This is a genomic window from Mycolicibacterium hippocampi (assembly GCF_010723735.1).
GTDB classification, from domain to species: domain Bacteria; phylum Actinomycetota; class Actinomycetes; order Mycobacteriales; family Mycobacteriaceae; genus Mycobacterium; species Mycobacterium hippocampi.
On the sequence record NZ_BLLB01000002.1, the window covers coordinates 2044396 to 2062694 of the forward strand.

At 68.6% G+C, this 18299-nt stretch carries 15 protein-coding genes; 10 read left to right on the forward strand and 5 right to left on the reverse strand.

What is annotated here, in order from left to right:
* On the reverse strand, window positions 1-1002 hold the full coding sequence (locus G6N53_RS10975; protein ID WP_237166483.1) for an alpha/beta hydrolase: 1002 nt from the start codon (window positions 1000-1002) through the stop codon (window positions 1-3).
* Between the two features lie 237 nt (window positions 1003-1239).
* Here G6N53_RS10975 and imuA' point away from each other — a divergent pair, with 237 nt between their 5' ends.
* Both imuA' and G6N53_RS10985 read left to right on the forward strand, forming a co-directional pair.
* Complete coding sequence (gene imuA', locus G6N53_RS10980; protein WP_163888482.1) at window positions 1240-1935, forward strand: DnaE2-dependent mutagenesis accessory factor ImuA'; 696 nt, start codon at window positions 1240-1242, stop codon at window positions 1933-1935.
* Window positions 1936-1970: 35 nt separating this feature from the next.
* Window positions 1971-3497 (forward strand): DNA polymerase Y family protein, encoded by a 1527-nt coding sequence (locus G6N53_RS10985; RefSeq protein ID WP_163895757.1) that lies wholly within the window; start codon window positions 1971-1973, stop codon window positions 3495-3497.
* Here the strand turns inward: G6N53_RS10985 and G6N53_RS10990 are convergent.
* Entirely contained in the window at window positions 3488-4516 is a 1029-nt protein-coding gene (locus tag G6N53_RS10990; protein ID WP_371870814.1) for a nucleoside hydrolase, read from the reverse strand. The genes G6N53_RS10985 and G6N53_RS10990 overlap by 10 nt on opposite strands.
* A 5-nt stretch (window positions 4517-4521) precedes the next feature.
* Window positions 4522-6528, reverse strand: a complete 2007-nt coding sequence (locus G6N53_RS10995) for an SDR family oxidoreductase (protein WP_205390354.1) — start codon at window positions 6526-6528, stop codon at window positions 4522-4524.
* A 150-nt stretch (window positions 6529-6678) separates the two neighbouring features.
* On the opposite strand from G6N53_RS10995, the gene G6N53_RS11000 reads away from it, so the two are divergent.
* The 5 genes from G6N53_RS11000 (at window position 6679) to G6N53_RS11020 (ending at window position 13704) form a co-directional block, all read left to right on the forward strand.
* Window positions 6679-7320: an Rv1078 family RDD domain-containing protein gene (locus tag G6N53_RS11000; RefSeq protein ID WP_163888485.1), complete on the forward strand. Its 642-nt coding sequence runs from the start codon at window positions 6679-6681 to the stop codon at window positions 7318-7320.
* Between the two features lie 116 nt (window positions 7321-7436).
* Window positions 7437-8306 carry a MaoC/PaaZ C-terminal domain-containing protein gene (locus tag G6N53_RS11005; protein WP_163888486.1) on the forward strand — a complete coding sequence of 290 codons (870 nt, stop codon included), beginning with the start codon at window positions 7437-7439 and terminating at the stop codon, window positions 8304-8306.
* A 140-nt stretch (window positions 8307-8446) separates the two neighbouring features.
* Window positions 8447-9583, forward strand: coding sequence for a GGDEF domain-containing protein (locus G6N53_RS11010; protein ID WP_237166484.1), 1137 nt, complete (start codon window positions 8447-8449; stop codon window positions 9581-9583).
* A gap of 44 nt (window positions 9584-9627) precedes the next feature.
* Window positions 9628-12948, forward strand: a complete 3321-nt coding sequence (locus G6N53_RS11015) for an error-prone DNA polymerase (RefSeq protein ID WP_163888488.1) — start codon at window positions 9628-9630, stop codon at window positions 12946-12948.
* A 114-nt stretch (window positions 12949-13062) separates the two neighbouring features.
* Window positions 13063-13704, forward strand: coding sequence for a nitroreductase family protein (locus tag G6N53_RS11020; protein ID WP_163888489.1), 642 nt, complete (start codon window positions 13063-13065; stop codon window positions 13702-13704).
* A 1-nt stretch (window position 13705) separates the two neighbouring features.
* On the opposite strand, the gene G6N53_RS11025 is transcribed toward G6N53_RS11020, so the two are convergent.
* Window positions 13706-14170, reverse strand: coding sequence for a tRNA (cytidine(34)-2'-O)-methyltransferase (locus G6N53_RS11025; RefSeq protein WP_163888490.1), 465 nt, complete (start codon window positions 14168-14170; stop codon window positions 13706-13708).
* 75 nt (window positions 14171-14245) lie between these two features.
* Here G6N53_RS11025 and G6N53_RS11030 point away from each other — a divergent pair, with 75 nt between their 5' ends.
* Window positions 14246-14851, forward strand: a complete 606-nt coding sequence (locus G6N53_RS11030; RefSeq protein ID WP_163888491.1) for a class I SAM-dependent methyltransferase — start codon at window positions 14246-14248, stop codon at window positions 14849-14851.
* A 16-nt stretch (window positions 14852-14867) separates the two neighbouring features.
* Here the strand turns inward: G6N53_RS11030 and G6N53_RS29875 are convergent, their stop codons facing one another.
* Entirely contained in the window at window positions 14868-15029 is a 162-nt protein-coding gene (locus G6N53_RS29875; protein WP_205390355.1) for a hypothetical protein, read from the reverse strand.
* A gap of 360 nt (window positions 15030-15389) precedes the next feature.
* On the opposite strand from G6N53_RS29875, the gene G6N53_RS11035 reads away from it, so the two are divergent.
* Both G6N53_RS11035 and G6N53_RS11040 read left to right on the forward strand, forming a co-directional pair.
* Window positions 15390-17894 carry a HAMP domain-containing sensor histidine kinase gene (locus G6N53_RS11035; RefSeq protein WP_163888492.1) on the forward strand — a complete coding sequence of 835 codons (2505 nt, stop codon included), beginning with the start codon at window positions 15390-15392 and terminating at the stop codon, window positions 17892-17894.
* Window positions 17891-18298 (forward strand): roadblock/LC7 domain-containing protein, encoded by a 408-nt coding sequence (locus G6N53_RS11040; protein WP_163888493.1) that lies wholly within the window; start codon window positions 17891-17893, stop codon window positions 18296-18298. The genes G6N53_RS11035 and G6N53_RS11040 overlap by 4 nt, the downstream gene beginning before the upstream one ends.
* The last annotated feature ends 1 nt before the right edge of the window (window position 18299 follow it).

Consider the following 18299-nt stretch of genomic DNA (forward strand, 5'->3'; position numbering starts at 1 on the left):
TCAGCTCACCTGTCCGATGCTGTTGGTGCGCAGCGCATCTGTGACGAATACGGCGATCTCCCGCATCGCCGGTGCGGCTTCGGGGGTGAGCCGGGGCAGGGCGTGGAAGACGTGTACCTGGCCGGGCCAGATCCGCAGGTCGCACCGGCCACCGGCGGAGGCGAGGTCGTCGGCGAGGGTGATGGCGTCGGCGGCGAGCATCTCCGCACCGCCGGCGTGGATCAGCGTGGCCGGCAGCGGCCGTCCGCCCGCCACGTCGAGTGCCAGCCGCGGATGGTCGGGCTCGATTCCCGCGCAGTACAACTCGACCAGGCGTGCGGCGTCGCGGGACCGGATCGCGGGATCGGGAGACATCTGTTCGCGGGATCGGGCCAGCCCGAACGTCAGATCCACCAGTGGGGAGAGCAGCACGAGACCCGCGGGATGGCGGACGTCGGGTTGCAGCATCAGGTCGACGGCGAGGTGTCCCCCTGCCGAATCGCCGGCGACGACGATCTGCTCGGCAGGGATCCCGCACTGATCGGTCAGCCACTGCCACCCATGCCGGACATCGTCTGCTGCGGTGGGGAACCGGTGCCGCGGCGCCAGTCGGTAGTCGATGCTGAAGACCGGGATTCCAGTGAGCTGCGACAGCCATGAGGTGAGGCGGCGGTGGGTTCGCGGTGAGCACAACGCGTAACCGCTGCCGTGGACGAAGTAGATCGCACGAGCGGTGTGCTCGCCCTGAAGGGCAACGCCTTTGCCGTAGACCCACTCGCCGACGACCCGGTGTCCGGCGGAGGTCCTGGTGTCGACGTGGACGACGTCGGTCCCGGCCAGTGACGGCCCGAAGGCATCCATGATCCGAGCCACGATCTGGCGCGAGGTCCACAGACCCCATGCCCGGTCGGCCGGGAGCACGCTGCTGATCTGGCGCAGTGTCAGGCTGCTGATGACCACGGCACTGCGGGAGCGGAGCGACCCTCGCTCTGGCAGGGGAGATGCCTGCTCGTCATTGGGCACGTTTCGGAGTACATCCCCAATGTTGACATTTGTCAATGTCAACATTGGGCACTGCTCGTGTCTGCCGGCCCATTCATACTGCGCTGGCGGCGCGAGTCACTCGCACTTCTAGGCCGTGGACGCAGTCTCAACGTGAGGGAACCTCGGTTGACGCTGTCGGGGGTGGGGTGTTTACTGGGGCTGTCGAACATACATTCGAACACAGTGTCTGGGTCAGGTGTTGCGAGAGGGGCTGCTGTGGCATTGGCGGTGAACGTCGACAGACCTCGGTCGCACCGCGCTGAGCAGGTAGAACAGCTGCGCAGGCAGATGGCCTCGGTGTCGGAGAAGATGGCCGCGAAAGGCGGGGGAAACCACCGGGTGCAACCCCCGCCCGCCGAGCTCTCACCCGCCCCGGATTCTTTGCTGCCGGCACCTGATTTCGCGGCTGAGCTGCCCGTCGACCCGCTGCCCCGCGGAACTGTGGCGGTGCTGTCGGGGGCCCGGTCGCTGGAGCTGAGCATGGTGGCGGCGGTGACGGCCGGGGGCGGTCACGCCGCGATCATCGGCCAGCCCGACCTCGGTCTGCTCGCCGCGGTGGAGATGGGAGCGGACCTGAGCAGGATCGCCGTCATCCCGGAACCGGGAGCTGACCCGGTCGAGGTGGCCGCGGTCCTGATGGACGGGATGGATCTGGTGGTCCTCGGTCTGGGCGGCCGGTCGGTGCCGCCGACCCGGGCCAGGGCGGTGGTCGCCCGGGCACGGCAGCGGGGATGCACGCTGCTTGTCACCGATGGGGACTGGCAGGGAGCCTCCGCCCGGCTTGACGCCCACGTCAGTGGCTATGAGATCGCAGGCGGGGGGAGCCCTGGCTTCGGGCGGATCTGCCGGGTGCGGCTGGCGATGCGCGCCAGGGGACGTCCGGTTCGCCCCGCGCGTGCGCTGGGAGGCTAGGCGTGGCCGGTTCCAGGGTGCTGGCGCTCTGGTGCATGGACTGGCCCGCCGTCGCCGCGGCGGCAGCCGTCGGTCTGCCCTCGACGGTGCCGGTCGCGGTCACGCTGGCCAACCGGGTCATCGCGTGCTCGGCCGCGGCGCGCGCAGCGGGGGTGCGTCGCGGGCTGCGTCGTCGTGAGGCACAGTCCCGTTGCCCGGAATTGCACGTCGTCACCGCTGACCCCGCCCGTGACGCCCGGCACTTCGAGCACGTCACGGCCGCGGTCGACGAGCTGGTGCCGCGGGCCGAGGTGTTGCGTCCCGGGCTGCTGGCCTTGTCGGTGCGCGGCGCCGCCCGGTACTTCGGGTCCGAGCAGGCCGCCGCCGAACGGCTGGTCGACGCAGTGGCTGCGGCCGGCGTGGAGTGCCAGGTCGGTATCGCCGACCAGCTGCCCACCGCCGTGTTCGCCGCTCGGGTGGGCAGGATCATCGGACCCGGCGAGGATGCCCTGTTCCTCTCGGAGATGTCGGTCCGGCAGCTGGCCGCCGAACCGAGCCTGGCGCCCGTCACCCGGGAGAGCCTGGTCGATCTGTTGTGGCGCTTGGGTATCCGTAAGATCGGACAGTTCGCCGAGCTGTCCCGAAGCGATGTGTCCTCCCGGTTCGGGGCCGACGCGGTAGCCGCGCACCGCCTCTCCCGCGGCGAGCCCACCCGGCCGCCGTCGGGGCGGGAGCCCGAACAGGAACTCGACGCGGTGATGGATTGTGACCCACCCATCGACCGGGTGGATGCCGCGGCTTTCGCCGGGCGTTCGCTGGCCGGGATGCTGCACCGCAGCCTGGAGGCCGCGGGAGTGGGCTGTACCAGGCTGGCCATTCACGCCGTGACCGCCAACGGACAAGAGTTGGAACGTGTCTGGCGGTGCGCAGAGCCGCTGACCGAGGACGCCACCGCAGACCGGGTGCGCTGGCAGTTGGACGGTTGGCTGAATCGGCGACACGAAAGCGATCGGCCCTGCGCACCGGTCACCGTGCTGCGGTTGCGTCCGGTGGAGGTGGTGTCGGCAGAGGCCCTGCAGCTGCCGCTGTGGGGAGGCGTCGGCGAGGAGGACAGATTGCGCGCGCGGCGGGCACTGGTGCGGGTGCAGGGGCTGCTGGGTCCCGACGCCGTCAAGGTTCCGGTGCTCAGCGGGGGGCGAGGCCCGGCTGAACGCATCACCCTCGCTGCGCTCGGGGACGAGCTTGTGCCCCAAGCAGATCCAGATCGGCCGTGGCCGGGTCGGCTCCCGGAGCCGTCGCCGAGTGTGCTGCTCGACGATCCGGTCGAACTGTTCGACGCCGAAGGTGACCCTGTGCGGGTCACCGCGCGGGGGATGTTCTCGGCGGCTCCGTTCCGGCTGGACGCACCCGGGCGTGCCGGGCGGTTGTCGTGGTGGGCCGGCCCGTGGCTCGTCGACGAACGCTGGTGGGCTTCGGACACGAGGAGCAGAACTGCAAGAGCGCAAGTGCTGCTCGACAGTGACCAGGCCCTGTTGCTGTGTTACCGGCAGCGGCGGTGGTACCTCGAGGGTGTCTACGAGTGATCCAGCTGGCCGGCGAACGCGCCGACCCGGGAGATGAACCGGTCGAAGAACGCCGCAGGGTCGACGTCGACACCGATGAGCGCGTTCGGTTCCCGGCCCCATCGCCCGCTCCAGTCGGCGATCGTCATGCCGCGCGTCAGTGTGCCGGTCAGCTCGACGTCGACCGGTGCCGCGCGGTACTGCACCAGCCCGGTGTCCAGCGCGACCGCGGCGGCCAGCGGGTCGTGCAGGTGGGCCAGGTAGCCCTCGCCCTGGTCGTGGTGGAATTCGAAGTAGAACCTCATCGCGTCTTCGAGCACCCGGATCAGCGGGTTGGAGGCGGTCGACCGGGTGCCGGGATCGTCGTCGGCGGACATCGGGGTCCAGGAGGAACCGGCTGCTGCCGCCAGCCGGCCCAACAGCTCCGGGGTCATCGCGACGTTCTCGGTGAGGTTCAGCCCCAGCACGATCGGCAGATGGCCGACATCGGAGTCCCACGCCGCGAACACCTCTGCCGCCGACTCCGGGTCGACGCTGACATTCCATTCCGCCACCGGAGTGGTGTTGCCGCGGTAGTCGAACGCGCCGCCCATGATGACCAGCCGCCTGAGCAGGCTCGGCAGTGCAGGGTCGGCGCGCAACGCCAGCGCCAGATTGGTCAGCGGTCCGGTGGCGACCCCGATCAGCTCGCCGGGGTGGGCGTGCGCGGCCCGTTGCCACGCCTCGGCGGCATCGTAGGAGGTCAGTCCCGTGGCGGGTGCAGGCAGTCGCGCGTAGCCCAGGCCGTACGGCCCGTGGGTGTCCTCCGCGGTGCGCAGCGGGGTCTGCAGCGGGTTCTCCGAACCCATCGACACCGGCACATCGGTGACCCCGCACAGATCCAGCAGGGCCAGGTTGTTCTGGCAGACCTGGTGCACCGGAACGTTTCCCGCGGTCGAGGCGATGCCGACGAGTTCGGCCTCGGCGCTGCCGAACAGGTAGGCCAGCGCCATCGCATCGTCGACCCCGGTGTCGACGTCGAGAAAGACCGGTTGTCGCACCCCGGTCACCAGTGCACGCCGGGGACCAGCCGCACCGCCCTCTTGACCGTGCGGGGGACCCGGAGCGCGGGGGCCGGCCGTGCCGGCCTTCGGGGACGGCGCGGCGTCGAAGGCGGCACCGGCACGTCTTTCGAAACACCCTGCGCTGCAGCGGAATCTGGGTAGCCCAGGTACAGCTGGTGCAGCACGCGACGAGACACCTTCGGGGTGAAATAGGTTCCCAGATCCGACAGCGTGCCGATCGGCGTGTCGATGCGTGCGGGCTTCTCCACCAGGCCTCGAACCACCATGGCGGCAGCGTGTTCGGCGGAGATGGGTGGCATCGGGTTGAGCCTACGCGACGGGGCGATCATCGGCGTCTTGACCAACGGCATGTGGATGGTGGTGAACGTGATGTGATCCGACAGCGTCTCGGTCCCGACGACCTCGGCGAACGCATCCAATGCGGCCTTGCTGGGGATGTAGGCGCTGTACTTCGGGTTTCCGGCCTGAACCCCGGCGCTGGAGACATTCACCACATGGCCGAATCGCCTTTCGCGCCAATGCGGAAGCAGCGCGAGCACCATCCGGACCGGGCCGAAGTAGTTGACCGCCATCACGCGCTCGTAGTCGTGCAACCTGTCCGTGGAGGCCACCACCGACCGCCGGATCGACCGTCCGGCGTTGTTGACCAGATAGTCGACGTGGCCGAAGCGGCCGAGGATGTCCTTGACGGTGTGTTCCACCGCCGCGGAATCGGTGACATCACAGGTGAATGCGTGTGCCTCGGCACCGGAAGCGCGGATTTCGGCGATCAGCCCGTCGAGAGCCTCGGCGTTGCGTGCCAGCGCGAACACGGTGGCGCCGCGCGAGGCCACCGCGATCGCCGACGCCCGTCCGATGCCGCTGGAAGCGCCGGTGATGATCACATGCTTGCCCACCAGTGGCCCGCGGGGGTCGTCACGGCGGGCGCGGGTGGGGTCGAGGTGCTCGACCCAGTGGCGCCACAGCTGCGGGGCGTAGGACGCGAACTCGGGAACCGCGATTCCGGTTCCCTGCAACGCTTCGGTGGTGCGTTCGCAGGTGAACGTCGGCGCGAGGTCGACGACGTCGAGGATCTCACCGGGGATGCCGAGTTGGGTGGCGGCCATGTTGCGCACCACCTTCGCCCTCCCGGTCACTTTCAGGAACGGCGTCGCCGCCGCGCGGGGCAACGAGCCGACCAGCGGCGGCAGCCCCGCGGCACGGGCGAGTCCGCGGTAGATGCCCCGCAGTCCGATCGTCTTCGGTGCGGTCAGGTGGAACGTCTGGCCGTCCCGCCCGTCGAGGTGCATGAGCGTGGCGATCGCGTCGACCGCGAAGTCCACGGGAACGATGTTCGTGCGTCCGGTGTCCGGCAGCACCATCGGCGTGAAACTGGGCAGCGAGGCGAGCCGGGCCAGCACGGGGAAGAAGTAGTACGGACCGTCGACCTTGTCGATCTCGCCGGTCCTGGAGTCGCCGACGACCACCGCGGGCCGGTAGATCCGGTACCGGAGTCCGTCGGCCGACCGCACCAGCAGTTCGGCTTCGAACTTGGTCTGGTGATACGGCGTCGGAAGATCCTGCGCCACGTCGAAGTCGTCTTCGGTGAACACCCCGCGGTGCGTTCCGGCGACCGCGATCGAGGACACATGGTGCAACGTCGCATCCAGTCGCCGCGCCAGTGTGACCACGGCGCGGGTGCCCTCGACATTGGCGGCGCGCTGCCGGTCTGCCGGGGCGGTGATGTCGTAGATCGCCGCGCAGTGCACGACGTGGTCGACCCGGCCGATGTCGGCGACGGTGGCGTCGGTGAGCCCCAGATCGGGTGCGGTCAGGTCGCCGACCAGAGGCGTCACCCGCTCGTCCCAACGCTGCGCCAGCCGCTCGAACCGGCCCAGCGACTCCCGCCGCACCAGCACGTGCACCGCCTCGCTGCCCGGCAGGGCCAGGATCCGGTCCACCAGATGCCTACCGATAAACCCGGTACCGCCGGTAACGACATAGCGCATGGGACACATGGTCACCTGCCACCGGGCAAAGGTCAATGCTGGCCTCGGAACCGGTGTCATTTCTCATTGCGGTCTCATGGGCGATGTCACGCCGGGCAAGCGAACCAGCTGTGAACGGTTATTTTCGCCGGGGAGGAGAGTCAATCTGACATGGCCAATGGATCACTCCCACCGCCCGGCTGGTACCCAGACCGATCGGCAATTGCCGGACAGCGATATTGGGATGGCACAGCCTGGGGAGCCGCAGTACCGCCGCCTCAGCCGACGGGCCCAACACTGCCGACACGGGCCTACACGCCGTGGATCACCCGGTTCGGCGCATTCGTAGTTGACATCGTCCCCGCTGCCGTCCTCTTCGTTACCGGTGGGCTGATCGGCCAGATCGCGACGGACTGCGCGCTTGTCAGCGCCGACGCGACCGACCTCGGGCGCTGCGGCTGGGCGGTCTCGTCGAACGGGGACACCCCTCTGATACTCGCCATGCTGGTCGCGCTGGCATCGTATGCCCTGGCGCTGGCATTCTGCCTCTGGAACTGGGGCTACCGACAGAGCAGGACGGGGTCGAGCGTCGGCAAGTCGTTGCTGAAGTTCAAGGTCGTCAGCGAAAAGACCTGGCACCCAATCGGAACCACACAGTCCATAGCGCGCCTGCTCGTCCACTTCTTCGTCGACCTGTTTTTCTTCATCGGTTTCTTGTGGCCGCTGTGGGATTCGCGGCGGCAGACGTTTGCCGACAAGATCATTGGCACGATATGTGTGCCGAAGGACCACCCGGCGCCGCGAACTGAATGACCCTGGATGCAAGCGGTCGGCGAGTCCGGCTTGTAGCAGCGACCGGGTGTCACGGCCTCCGGGGGTGGCCGATGCCGGCCTCCCGCCAGAGGCCCCCGCGCGCTAACCTCGCGACCATGCCCATCGACCCGAACGCCATCGGCGCCACGACTCCGCCACAGGTCTTCGAGTGGACCGACCGCGACACGCTCCTGTATGCGCTGGGAGTGGGAGCGGGCACCGGTGACCTCGCCTTCACCACCGAGAACAGCCACGAGATCGAACAGCAGGTGCTGCCCACCTATGCGGTGATCGCCTGCTCGCCGTTCGCCGCCGCCACCAAAATCGGGACGTTCAACTTCAGCATGCTGCTGCACGGCTCGCAATCCATCCGGGTGTTCGCGCCGCTGCCCCCGGCCGGCAAGCTCAGCGTCGTCTGCGAAGTGGCCGACATCCAGGACAAGGGTGAGGGCAAGAACGCGGTCGTGATGCTCAAGGCCACCGGCAGCGACCCCGACAGCGGTCAGGCGGTCGCCGAGACGCTCACGACCCTGGTGATCCGGGGGGAAGGCGGCTTCGGTGGGCAACCGGGTCAGCGCCCGAGTGCACCCGAGATCCCGCAGCGCGAACCGGACGCCCGGGTGGCGCTGCCCACCCGCGAGGACCAGGCGCTCATCTACCGGCTGTCGGGGGACCGCAACCCGCTGCACAGCGACCCCTGGTTCGCCCGGGAGCTCGCAGGCTTCCCCAAGCCGATCCTGCACGGCCTGTGCACCTACGGGGTCGCCGGGCGAGCGCTGGTCGCCGAGCTGGGTGGTGGTGATGCCTCGAAGATCACGGCGATCTCGGCCCGTTTCACCGCGCCGGTCTTCCCCGGCGATTTGCTGACGACCTCGATCTGGCGCGTGGAATCCGGCCGGGCCGTGTTCCGCACCGAGGCCGCGAACCCTGACGGTTCCGATGCGCGCCCGGTGCTTGAGGACGGCACGGCCGAGTTCAGCGAGTGAGTCGCCGATCTTGACCCTGTGAATCGGTTTGCTGGACTGGTAGCCTTCGCCTGTTGGGGGGGATTTGATCCTCTCTGAGGACGTACGCAACCGGGGTGGGGCGAATGTTTGATGCTTTGCGGAGCGCTCCCGCTGCATCGTTGAGTCCTGCACTGTGGCGAGCTGATCAGTACTACTGGTTCACTGCGGTCCTCGCGGCGCGCGGGCTGCAGACGCGGACGTGTCGGTTGGTGGCGGTCTGCCTGGTGAGCCTGGGGCTGATCCCAGTCGTGTTGATGGCTAGCCCGCTCGGTCCGCAGGGCATACAGTCGCAGATCGCGGCGGTGGCCATCGTCGTGTCCTGCCTGGCGTTGGCAGCGATGTGGCTGCGGCACCACTGGCCCACCCGCGCGCTGTCGCTGGCCTGCGTGATCGTCGGATCGTTCGCCATCGGGGTGTCCGCCCTCATCGTCTCCAGCCCGGTCCTCGGTTTCCTGGGTGCCACCACCTATGTGGTGCTGACGGGGTATGTGGTGTGTTTCCACACGCCGCGGTTGCTGGTGGTGACCTGGACGGTTGCGCTGGCGGTGCTCGGGGTGCTGTTCCTGCGGCTGGTCTCGACGGACCCGGCGCTGGCAGGGTGCGCCGTGGGGGTGGTGGTGCTGCTCAACGTCTTCATCGCGTTCGCCTGCCGGTCGGGCATCAAGCTGATCCAGCCCGACGCCTTCCACGGGGACATCGAACAACTCACCGGCCTGCTGCACCGCGAGGCCTTCTACCGCGGCGTCGCAACGTTGCTGGCGTCGCGGAGTCGCAGCGACGACAGGTACCTGGTCGTGGTGGCGGTCAACATCGACAGCTTCTCGCTGCTGCTCGGGCTGTCGGGTTCGCGTGGCGGCAACCGGGCACGGGTGACGGTGAGCCAGGCGCTGCGCGAGACCGTCCGGCACAACGCGATCGTCGCCCACATCTCCGACGACGATTTCCTCGTCGCCGATACGTTCACCACTGCCGACGCCTCGCCGCTGGTGGAGCGGATTCGCGGCGCGATCGCCACCACGCCGCAGCGGCTGACGGCCAGCATCGGTGTGGTGGTGACACCGCTGGCGCCGTTGGCGGCCGAGCCTCCCGACGAAGTCGTCGACAAGTTGATCGCGATCGCCACCACGGCGATCGAACAGGCGCGGATGGCCGGAGGCAACCAGGTTCGGTACGTGCTGCGGCCGACGCTCGGTGAGGACGGGGACGAGGACCACGGCGAAGGCTACCCGCCGGGCACCGACGACAAGACCGCCTGAGACGCCGGATCGACTGTCGAACGTCTGTTCGATACATTGGCGGTGTGGGTTGGCACAACGGACCGCCGAGTTGGTCGGAGATGGAGCGCGTCCTCAATGGCCGACTGCCCCGGCCCGCCGGGGAAGGCAAGCCGCGCCGCAGCGGGCTTCCGCTGAACGAACCGCATGGCGACGGTGGGGACAGTCCGGCGTGGTCGCGCAAGCGGGGTGAATACCGGTCCGTCGACCTGCACCGGACGGACTCGCTGACGCCCTACGCCGAGTTGCACACCCACTCGGCTTACAGCTTTCTCGACGGTGCGAGCACGCCCGAAGAACTCGTGGAGGAGGCCGCGCGTCTGGATCTACGGGCGATCGCGCTGACCGATCACGACGGGCTCTACGGGGTGGTGCGGTTCGCCGAGGCGGCCAGGGAGCTGGATGTGGCCACCGTGTTCGGGGCCGAACTGTCCCTGGGCGGTGGCAGCCGTACCGATGAGCCCGACCCGCCCGGGCCCCACCTGCTGGTGCTCGCGCGGGGGGCGGAAGGCTATCGGCGGCTGTCGAGGCAGCTGGCCGCGGCACATCTGGCGGGTGGGCAGAAGGGCAGGCTGCACTACGACTTCGACGCGCTGACCGAGGCGGCGGGCGGGCACTGGCAGATCCTGACCGGCTGTCGCAAAGGCCATGTCCGGCAGGCTTTTTGTGCTGGCGGTCCTGCGGCCGCCGCAGCGGCGCTCGCTGATCTGGTCGACCGGTTCGGCAGTGACCGGGTGAGCGTCGAACTCACCCATCACGGCCACCCGCTCGACGACGAGCGCAACGCCGCGCTGGCCGGGCTCGCCCCCCGGTTCGGGGTGGGCGTCGTCGCGACGACCGGTGCGCATTTCGCCGAACCGTCACGGGGGCGCTTGGCGATGGCGATGGGGGCGATCCGGTCCCGGCGGTCCATGGACGAAGCGGCGGGTTTCCTTGCCCCGCTGGGCGGTTCGCATCTGCGTTCAGGGGAGGAGATGGCGCAGTTGTTCGCACACTGCCCCGAGGTGGTGACGGCCGCCGCCGAGCTCGGCGAGCAGTGCGCTTTCGGTCTGGCACTGATCGCGCCGCAGTTGCCGCCGTTCGAGGTTCCCGAGGGCCATGACGAGATCAGCTGGCTGCGGCACCTGGTCGCCGAAGGCGCGCGGGACCGCTACGGCCCGCCCGAGCGCGCCCCGCGCGCGTACGCCCAGATAGAACACGAACTGAAGATCATCGAACAGTTGAACTTCCCCGGCTACTTCCTGGTGGTGCACGACATCATCCGGTTCTGCCGGCTCAACGACATCCTGGCCCAGGGCAGGGGCTCGGCGGCCAACTCGGCGGTCTGCTACGCGCTCAAGGTCACCAACGTCGACCCGGTGGCCAACGAGTTGTTGTTCGAACGCTTCCTGTCGCCGGCCCGCGACGGACCGCCCGACATCGACATCGACATCGAATCAGACTTGCGGGAGAACGTGATCCAGTACGTCTACCAACGCTACGGCCGGGAGTACGCCGCGCAGGTGGCCAACGTGATCACCTATCGTGGTCGCAGCGCGGTGCGGGACATGGCTCGGGCGCTCGGGTTCTCCCAAGGCCAGCAGGATGCCTGGAGCAAGCAGATCAGCCGGTGGAACGGTCTGGCCGACTCGCCCGACGTGGAGGGCATTCCCGACCAGGTGGTCGACCTGGCCACGCAGATCTCCAACCTGCCCAGGCACATGGGAATCCACTCCGGCGGCATGGTGATCTGTGACCGTCCGATCGCCGATGTGTGCCCGGTGGAGTGGGCGAGGATGGAGAACCGCAGTGTGCTGCAGTGGGACAAGGACGACTGTGCGGCAATCGGTTTGGTGAAGTTCGACCTGCTCGGTCTCGGCATGCTCTCGGCGCTGCACTACGCCATCGACCTGGTGGCCGAGCACAAGGGCATCGAGGTGGACCTGGCCAAGCTGGATCTGGGCGAGCAGGCGGTGTACGAGATGCTGCAGCGGGCGGACTCCGTCGGGGTGTTCCAGGTGGAGTCGCGGGCGCAGATGGCCACGTTGCCCAGGCTGAAGCCACGGGTGTTCTACGATCTGGTGGTCGAGGTGGCGCTGATCCGTCCTGGGCCGATCCAGGGCGGCTCGGTGCATCCGTACATCAAGCGGCGCAACGGTCTGGAGCAGGTCACCTACGAGCATCCGTCGATGGAGTCGGCGTTGCGAAAAACGTTGGGTGTCCCGCTGTTCCAAGAGCAGCTCATGCAGTTGGCGGTCGACTGCGCCGGATTCTCCGCGGCCGAAGCCGACCAGCTGCGCCGGGCGATGGGGTCGAAACGTTCCACGCAGAAGATGCGTCGGCTACGGGGCCGGTTCTTCGACGGGATGGCCGAGAAGCACGGCATCACCGGTGAGGTGGCCGAGCGGATCTACGAGAAGCTGGAAGCCTTCGCCAATTTCGGTTTCCCGGAAAGCCATTCGCTGAGTTTCGCGTCGTTGGTCTTCTACTCCTCGTGGTTCAAGCTGCACCATCCCGCGGCGTTCTGTGCCGCGTTGCTGCGGGCGCAGCCGATGGGCTTCTACTCTCCGCAATCTCTGGTCGCCGATGCTCGCAGGCACGGCGTCGTCGTCCACGGCCCAGATGTCAATGCCAGCCTCGCGCACGCCACGCTGGAGAACCGCGGCCTGGAGGTGCGGCTCGGCCTCGGCAGTGTCCGGCATCTGGGCGTCGAGCTGGCCGAGCGCCTGGTCGAGGAGCGGAAGACCAACGGCCCCTTTGCTTCTCTGCTCGATTTGACCGGCCGGCTGCAACTGTCCGTGCCGCAGACCGAGGCGTTGGCCACCGCAGGGGCACTGGGCTGTTTCGGGGTCTCCCGGCGGGAAGGGCTGTGGGCTGCAGGCGCTGCCGCCACCCAACGCCCTGATCGACTGCCCGGTGTCGGGTCGGCGTCACATGTCCCGTCGCTGCCGGGGATGACCGAGTTGGAGCTGGCCGCCGCCGACGTGTGGGCGACCGGCGTCTCGTCGGACAGCTACCCGACCCAGTTCCTGCGGGAAGACCTCGACGCCCTGGGTGTGGTCCCTGCCGATCAGTTGTTGTCGGTGCCCGACGGCACCCGGGTGCTGGTGGCGGGGGCGGTCACCCACCGGCAGCGACCGGCCACCGCGCAGGGGGTGACGTTCATGAACCTCGAGGACGAGACCGGGATGGTCAATGTGCTGTGCTCGCCGGGGGTGTGGTCGCGTCATCGCAGGCTGGCGCAGACGGCGTCGGCGCTGGTAGTGCGCGGCATCGTGCAGAACGCCACCGGCGCGGTCACCGTGATCGCCGACCGGATGGGACAGCTCAGCATGCGGGTGGCGTCCAAGTCCCGCGACTTCCGCTGATCCTCGTTTCCGCGAGCGCGCGCGTTTGCACGCAGACACGCCGAGAACCGTGGCATTCAGCGCACGTTCGTCGGGCACGAGAGCGCGCGATCGCGCCGAAGGTAGTCTCGCAAGGTGACCCTCAACTTGTCTGCCGATGAAGTCCTGACCACCACGCGCTCGGTGCGCAAGCGGCTGGATTTCGACAAGCCGGTCCCGCGTGAGGTCCTGATGGAGTGCCTCGAGATCGCGCTGCAGGCGCCGACGGGGTCGAACAACCAAGGGTGGCAATGGGTGTTCGTCGAGGACCCGGACAAGAAGAAGGCGCTCGCCGACATCTACCGGACCAACGCGACGCCGTACCTGAACCAGCCCAAACCGCAGACCGGCGACATGCGTGATGAGCAGCGGCCCCGGGTGGAAGACTCCGCGAGGTATCTCAACGATCACCTTCACGAAGTGCCGGTGATGCTGATCCCATGCCTGGAAGGGAAGCCGCAGGACACCGTGTCCGGGGCCAGCGCCGGATTCTGGGGATCCTTGTTACCCGCGGCGTGGAGCTTCATGCTGGCGTTGCGGTCCCGCGGGCTGGGGTCGGCGTGGACGACGCTGCACCTGCTCGGCGACGGCGAGAAGCAGGCTGCGGAGATTCTCGGTATCCCGTTCGAGAACTACAGCCAGGCCGGGCTGTTCCCGATCGGGTACACCAAGGGCACCGACTTCCGTCGGGCCACCCGGCTGCCTGCCGAGCAGCTCACGCACTGGGACACCTGGTAGGTCACACCGCGCCGGGAAAGCCGTGCTGGCGCCACGCTTCGTAGACGGCGACGGCCGCCGCGTTGGACAGGTTCAACGACCGGCGCCCGCTGAGCATCGGAATCCGCGCCTGTCCGGTGATGTGTGGGTCGCGCAGCGTCTCCTGATCCAGGCCGGTGGGTTCCGGTCCGAACATCAGCACATCACCGGGCTCATAGGCGATCTCGGCGAACGACGTGGTGGCGTGCGCGGTGAACGCGAACACACGCGCCGGCATCAGTGCGGCCCAGGCGGTGTCGAGGTCGGGGTGCACGGTGACCGACGCCAGGTCGTGATAGTCCAGACCGGCGCGGCGCAGCTTGGGTTCGGACAGGTCGAAGCCGAGCGGTTCGACCAGATGCAGTTCGCAGCCGGTTCCGGCGACCATCCGGATCGCATTGCCGGTATTCGGCGCGATCCGCGGCGAATAGAACATCACCTTGAACACGGCGCGGTAGTCCCTTCCTGAACGGGTGCCTGGAAGGCTACGGCTGCGCGGGCGGGTGACGGCGATAATGCGGGCATGGTCGAGCAGAGCAATTGGATGCGACAGGTCGAGGCGGATCCCGGGCACTCCCACTGGTATGTCGAGCGATTCCGGGCGATGGCGCGCGCCGGTGATGATCTGGCCGGGGAGGCACGTCTGGTGGACGCGATGGCCCCCCGCGGGGCCCATATCCTCGACGCCGGCTGCGGACCCGGTCGATTGGGCGGGTACCTGGCCACGGCCGGCCACCAGGTCGTCGGCGTCGACGTCGATCCGACACTCATCGACGCCGCCGAACAGGACCATCCCGGGCCGCGCTGGCTCGTCGGCGACCTCGCCGAACTCGACCTGCCCGCGCGCGGTATCACCGAACCGTTCGACGTCATCGTGTCGGCAGGCAACGTGATGACATTCCTCGCCCCGAGCACCCGGGTGCCGGTGCTGACTCGGCTGCATGCCCATCTCAAGGGTGACGGTCGCGCGGTGATCGGCTTCGGCGCGGGCCGTGACTACGAGTTCACGCAGTTCCTCGACGACGCAGCACACGCGGGGTTCGTGACCGACCTGCTGCTGTCGGCATGGGACGTGCGGCCGTTCACCGAGGACTCCGAGTTCCTCGTTGCGCTGCTTCGCCCGTCGTGACCGGGGAAACGAAGAGCTAGGCGGAGAGGCCGAGTTCGTCCTCGTACGCGGCGATGGCGACCAGGCCGGTGTGCGTGTCGACGTCCACCACTTCGCCGCTCATCACCCTCATCATGGGCGAGTCGACGATCATCGAGAGATCGGCCAGCGTGGACAGGTCATCGTCACCGTGGTACATCGCACCTCCAAATTGTGAAACCCAGCTTACCCGGCATCTGGTGATCTCAATCACACCGACTCGCCAATTATTCAGTGTCCGTTGTCATCTCCCGACCTCGAAGTCGTAACGATCGGCTATCGGTTCATCGGTGCGAAGCGTTTGCTGGCATCGTCGGCAACGGTTGAGTCACGAGTTTGCGGGCTCGTTCTGTTCAGTGTGAACGGTGGAAACCAGCCGACTTGGCTGGCATACTCTTTCAATTGCCAGGCACGCGCAGGTTCGAATGCCCGTCCGCGCGAGGGCGCCATCAGCAGGAAGCCTTATGAACGACGCTCGATCAGTGAACTGCGGGCGCCCCGCCGACAGCGTGGGCGGCCGATGAAAACCGCCAAGCGGCCGTCGCGGTTCGCGCTGTCCAACTGGCCGGTTCGGTGGAAAGTGCTCGCGATCCTGGTGGTTCCGCTCGTGCTGGCCTGTGTGTTCGGCGGGTTCCGCATCTACGCGAGCACGGCCGAGGCTGCCGAGTTGCGTGGCTCCGCCGAGCGTGCCGACATGGTGCCGGCCGTCGTCGACTACATGGCCGCCCTGGAGGGCGTGCTGGTCACGACCACCGAGGGTGGTGACGCGCAGGCCGCAGTGTCCGACTTCGACGCGCGCCGCGCCGCGCTGGACCAGCAGCTCGCCGCCACCGAGGTCTCCGACGACGTCCGGCTGGCCACCAACACGTTGCTCGACTACGGGCAGGACCTGGTCGGCAAGGTCAGCGCCGGCACCGTGGACCTGCGCGCCCGGGTGATGACGTACGCGCCGCTGCTGATCACCGCCGAGACCGCCATCACCGGGCTGGTCGCCAACGACGACCAGGACGTGCAGTCACAGGGTGCCGCGCTGTCGCGGGCCGTCGGGGCGCGCGGGCAGATGGCGATGCAGCAGATGCTGGTCAACCGTGGCGGCGACATCCCCGAACCGGAGCTGCGCTCGGCCATGATCACCCTGGCGGGCACCGAGCCGTCGACGGTGTCGGCGATGGGTGCGTTCCTCGGTGGCGCCACCGACCAGGCGGCGGCGCTGCGGTCGCAGATGGTCAACCGGATGTCCGTGCTTTCCGACCCTGCGTCGGTGCTCGTCGGCAATCCCGAACTGCTGGCCTCCCAGCAGGTCACCCGCGAGATCGCCGCCGACCTGATCGCCGAGACCGCCGAATCGATCCCGGCGACGGTCGACAGCCAGGCCACCGCCGCGCGCACCGCCGCGATCCGCGACGCCGCGCTGATCGTCGCCGCGATCGTGGTCGCGCTTGCGCTGGTCACACTAGTCGCCCGCTCGTTGGTGCGTCCGCTGCGCACGCTTCGCGACAGCGCGCTCAAGGTCGCCCACGACGACCTGGCCCGCGAGGTCGCGCACGTCCGCAGCGACGGCAAACCGTTCCCCGTGCAGCCCATCCCGGTGCACACCACCGAGGAGATCGGGCAGGTCGCGCATGCCGTCGACGAACTGCACGAGCAGGCTGTGCAGCTCGCCGGGGAGCAGGCCCGGCTCCAGCTGCAGGTCACCGACATGTTCGAGACGCTGTCCCGGCGCAACCGGTCTCTGGTCGATCAGCAGCTCTCCCTCATCGACCGACTCGAACGCAACGAGGAGGATCCGGACCGGCTGGAGAGCCTGTTCCGGCTCGATCACCTGGCGGCACGGATGCGTCGCAACGGCGCCAACCTGATGGTGCTGGCGGGCGCCCGGATTCCCCGCGAGCAGGCCGACCCGGTGCCGGTGACCGCGCTCGTCAACGCGGCGGCCTCCGAGGTGGAGGACTACACCCGCATCACCACCGCCGGCCTGCCCGACACCGAGATCGCCGGAGCAGTCGCGGGCGACCTCGTGCACCTGCTCGCCGAGCTGCTGGACAACGCGCTGCGATACTCGCCGCCCACCTCGCAGGTGAAGGTCTCGGCGGTGCCCACCGGCACCGGTGGCCTGGTGGTCGAGGTCGCCGACACCGGCCTGGGAATGACAGAACCCGACCTACGGGTGGCCAACACCCGCCTGCAGTCCGGTGGCGAGGTCAACCCCTACACCGCCCGGCACATGGGCCTTTTCGTGGTGGGACGGCTTGCCGCTCAGCACGGGCTGGTGGTGCGGCTGCGCAGCACCGTCGCCGAGGAACCCGGCTCGGGCACCACCGCGGGGGTGTACGTGCCGGCCGGGCAGCTCGTCGGCGCCGCACCGCGGCTGACCTATAGCGTGGCCGACGAACAGCAGGCCGACGCGCACGCCGGTATCGCCACCGCCCTCGCCCTCGACGAGCCGCGGCACACCGAGCCCGTCGCTGTCCCAGCGGCGGATCAGCTGCCGCAGCGCCGGCCCGGCGCCAGCGGGATCACCGCCCCCGAACCGGTCGCGGCCCAGCAGCCACCCGGCCGCTCCGACGTCGCCGCGTTCTTCGCGCCCCGCAACGGACATTCCCGTCACGCCGCCCCCGAGGAACCCGACAGCGCGGACGCCATCTATCAGAAGATGCTCTCCGAGTGGCTCGTCGACCCGCATGAGCTGTCCCAGAGCACCGACCTGAACTGGAAGTCGGTCTGGGACCACGGCTGGTCGGCCGCCGCCGCCGCGGACGACGCCCCGGTGCGCGACCACACAGCCGAGGGCCTGCCGATGCGTCAACCGGGAGCGCGTCTGGTGCCCGGAGCCGCCGAGCATGCCGCAGGCGAGCAACACCGTCGGCGGGTAAACTCGCCCGTCGAGGGGGGTAACGGCAGCGGCGCTCACACGACGCCTGTCCGTGATCCCGACGCCGTCCGGGCGAGCATCGGTAACCACTTCGGCGGCGTGCACGCCGCCCGCTCCCGCGTTCGGCAGACCGGAGGAGCCGACACCGAATGACCGACTCGCAGCAGCGCGATTCGCTCGACTGGCTGGTGTCCCGGTTCGCCCGAGAGGTGGCGGGGGTTTCCCACGCGATCCTGGTGTCGGCGGACGGACTGCTGATGGCGGCCAGCGAGCACATGCCGGGGGAGCGGGCCGACCAGCTCGCGGCGGTCGCTTCCGGCCTGGCGAGTCTGTCGACCGGTGCAGCTCAACTCTTCGACGGCGGACACGTGCTGCAGTCGGTGGTCGAGATGGAGAACGGTTACCTGCTGCTGATGAGGGTCGGCGACGGGTCGAACCTCGCGACGCTGGCCGTGCACCACTGCGACATCGGACAGATCGGCTACGAGATGGCAATCCTGGTGGAACAGGTGGGATCGGTCGTCCAGTCCGCGCGACGCACCCCGCAACACTCGTGAG

Coding starts and splice junctions, on each gene's coding strand:
- G6N53_RS29875 (WP_205390355.1), bottom strand. CDS start 15,029: ATGTACCACGGTGACGATGACCTGTCCACGCTGGCCGATCTCTCGATG.
- G6N53_RS10995 (WP_205390354.1), bottom strand. CDS start 6,528: ATGCGCTATGTCGTTACCGGCGGTACCGGGTTTATCGGTAGGCATCTG.
- G6N53_RS11005 (WP_163888486.1), top strand. CDS start 7,437: ATGCCCATCGACCCGAACGCCATCGGCGCCACGACTCCGCCACAGGTC.
- G6N53_RS11000 (WP_163888485.1), top strand. CDS start 6,679: ATGGCCAATGGATCACTCCCACCGCCCGGCTGGTACCCAGACCGATCG.
- G6N53_RS11040 (WP_163888493.1), top strand. CDS start 17,891: ATGACCGACTCGCAGCAGCGCGATTCGCTCGACTGGCTGGTGTCCCGG.
- G6N53_RS11030 (WP_163888491.1), top strand. CDS start 14,246: ATGGTCGAGCAGAGCAATTGGATGCGACAGGTCGAGGCGGATCCCGGG.
- G6N53_RS11035 (WP_163888492.1), top strand. CDS start 15,390: ATGAAAACCGCCAAGCGGCCGTCGCGGTTCGCGCTGTCCAACTGGCCG.
- G6N53_RS10985 (WP_163895757.1), top strand. CDS start 1,971: ATGGACTGGCCCGCCGTCGCCGCGGCGGCAGCCGTCGGTCTGCCCTCG.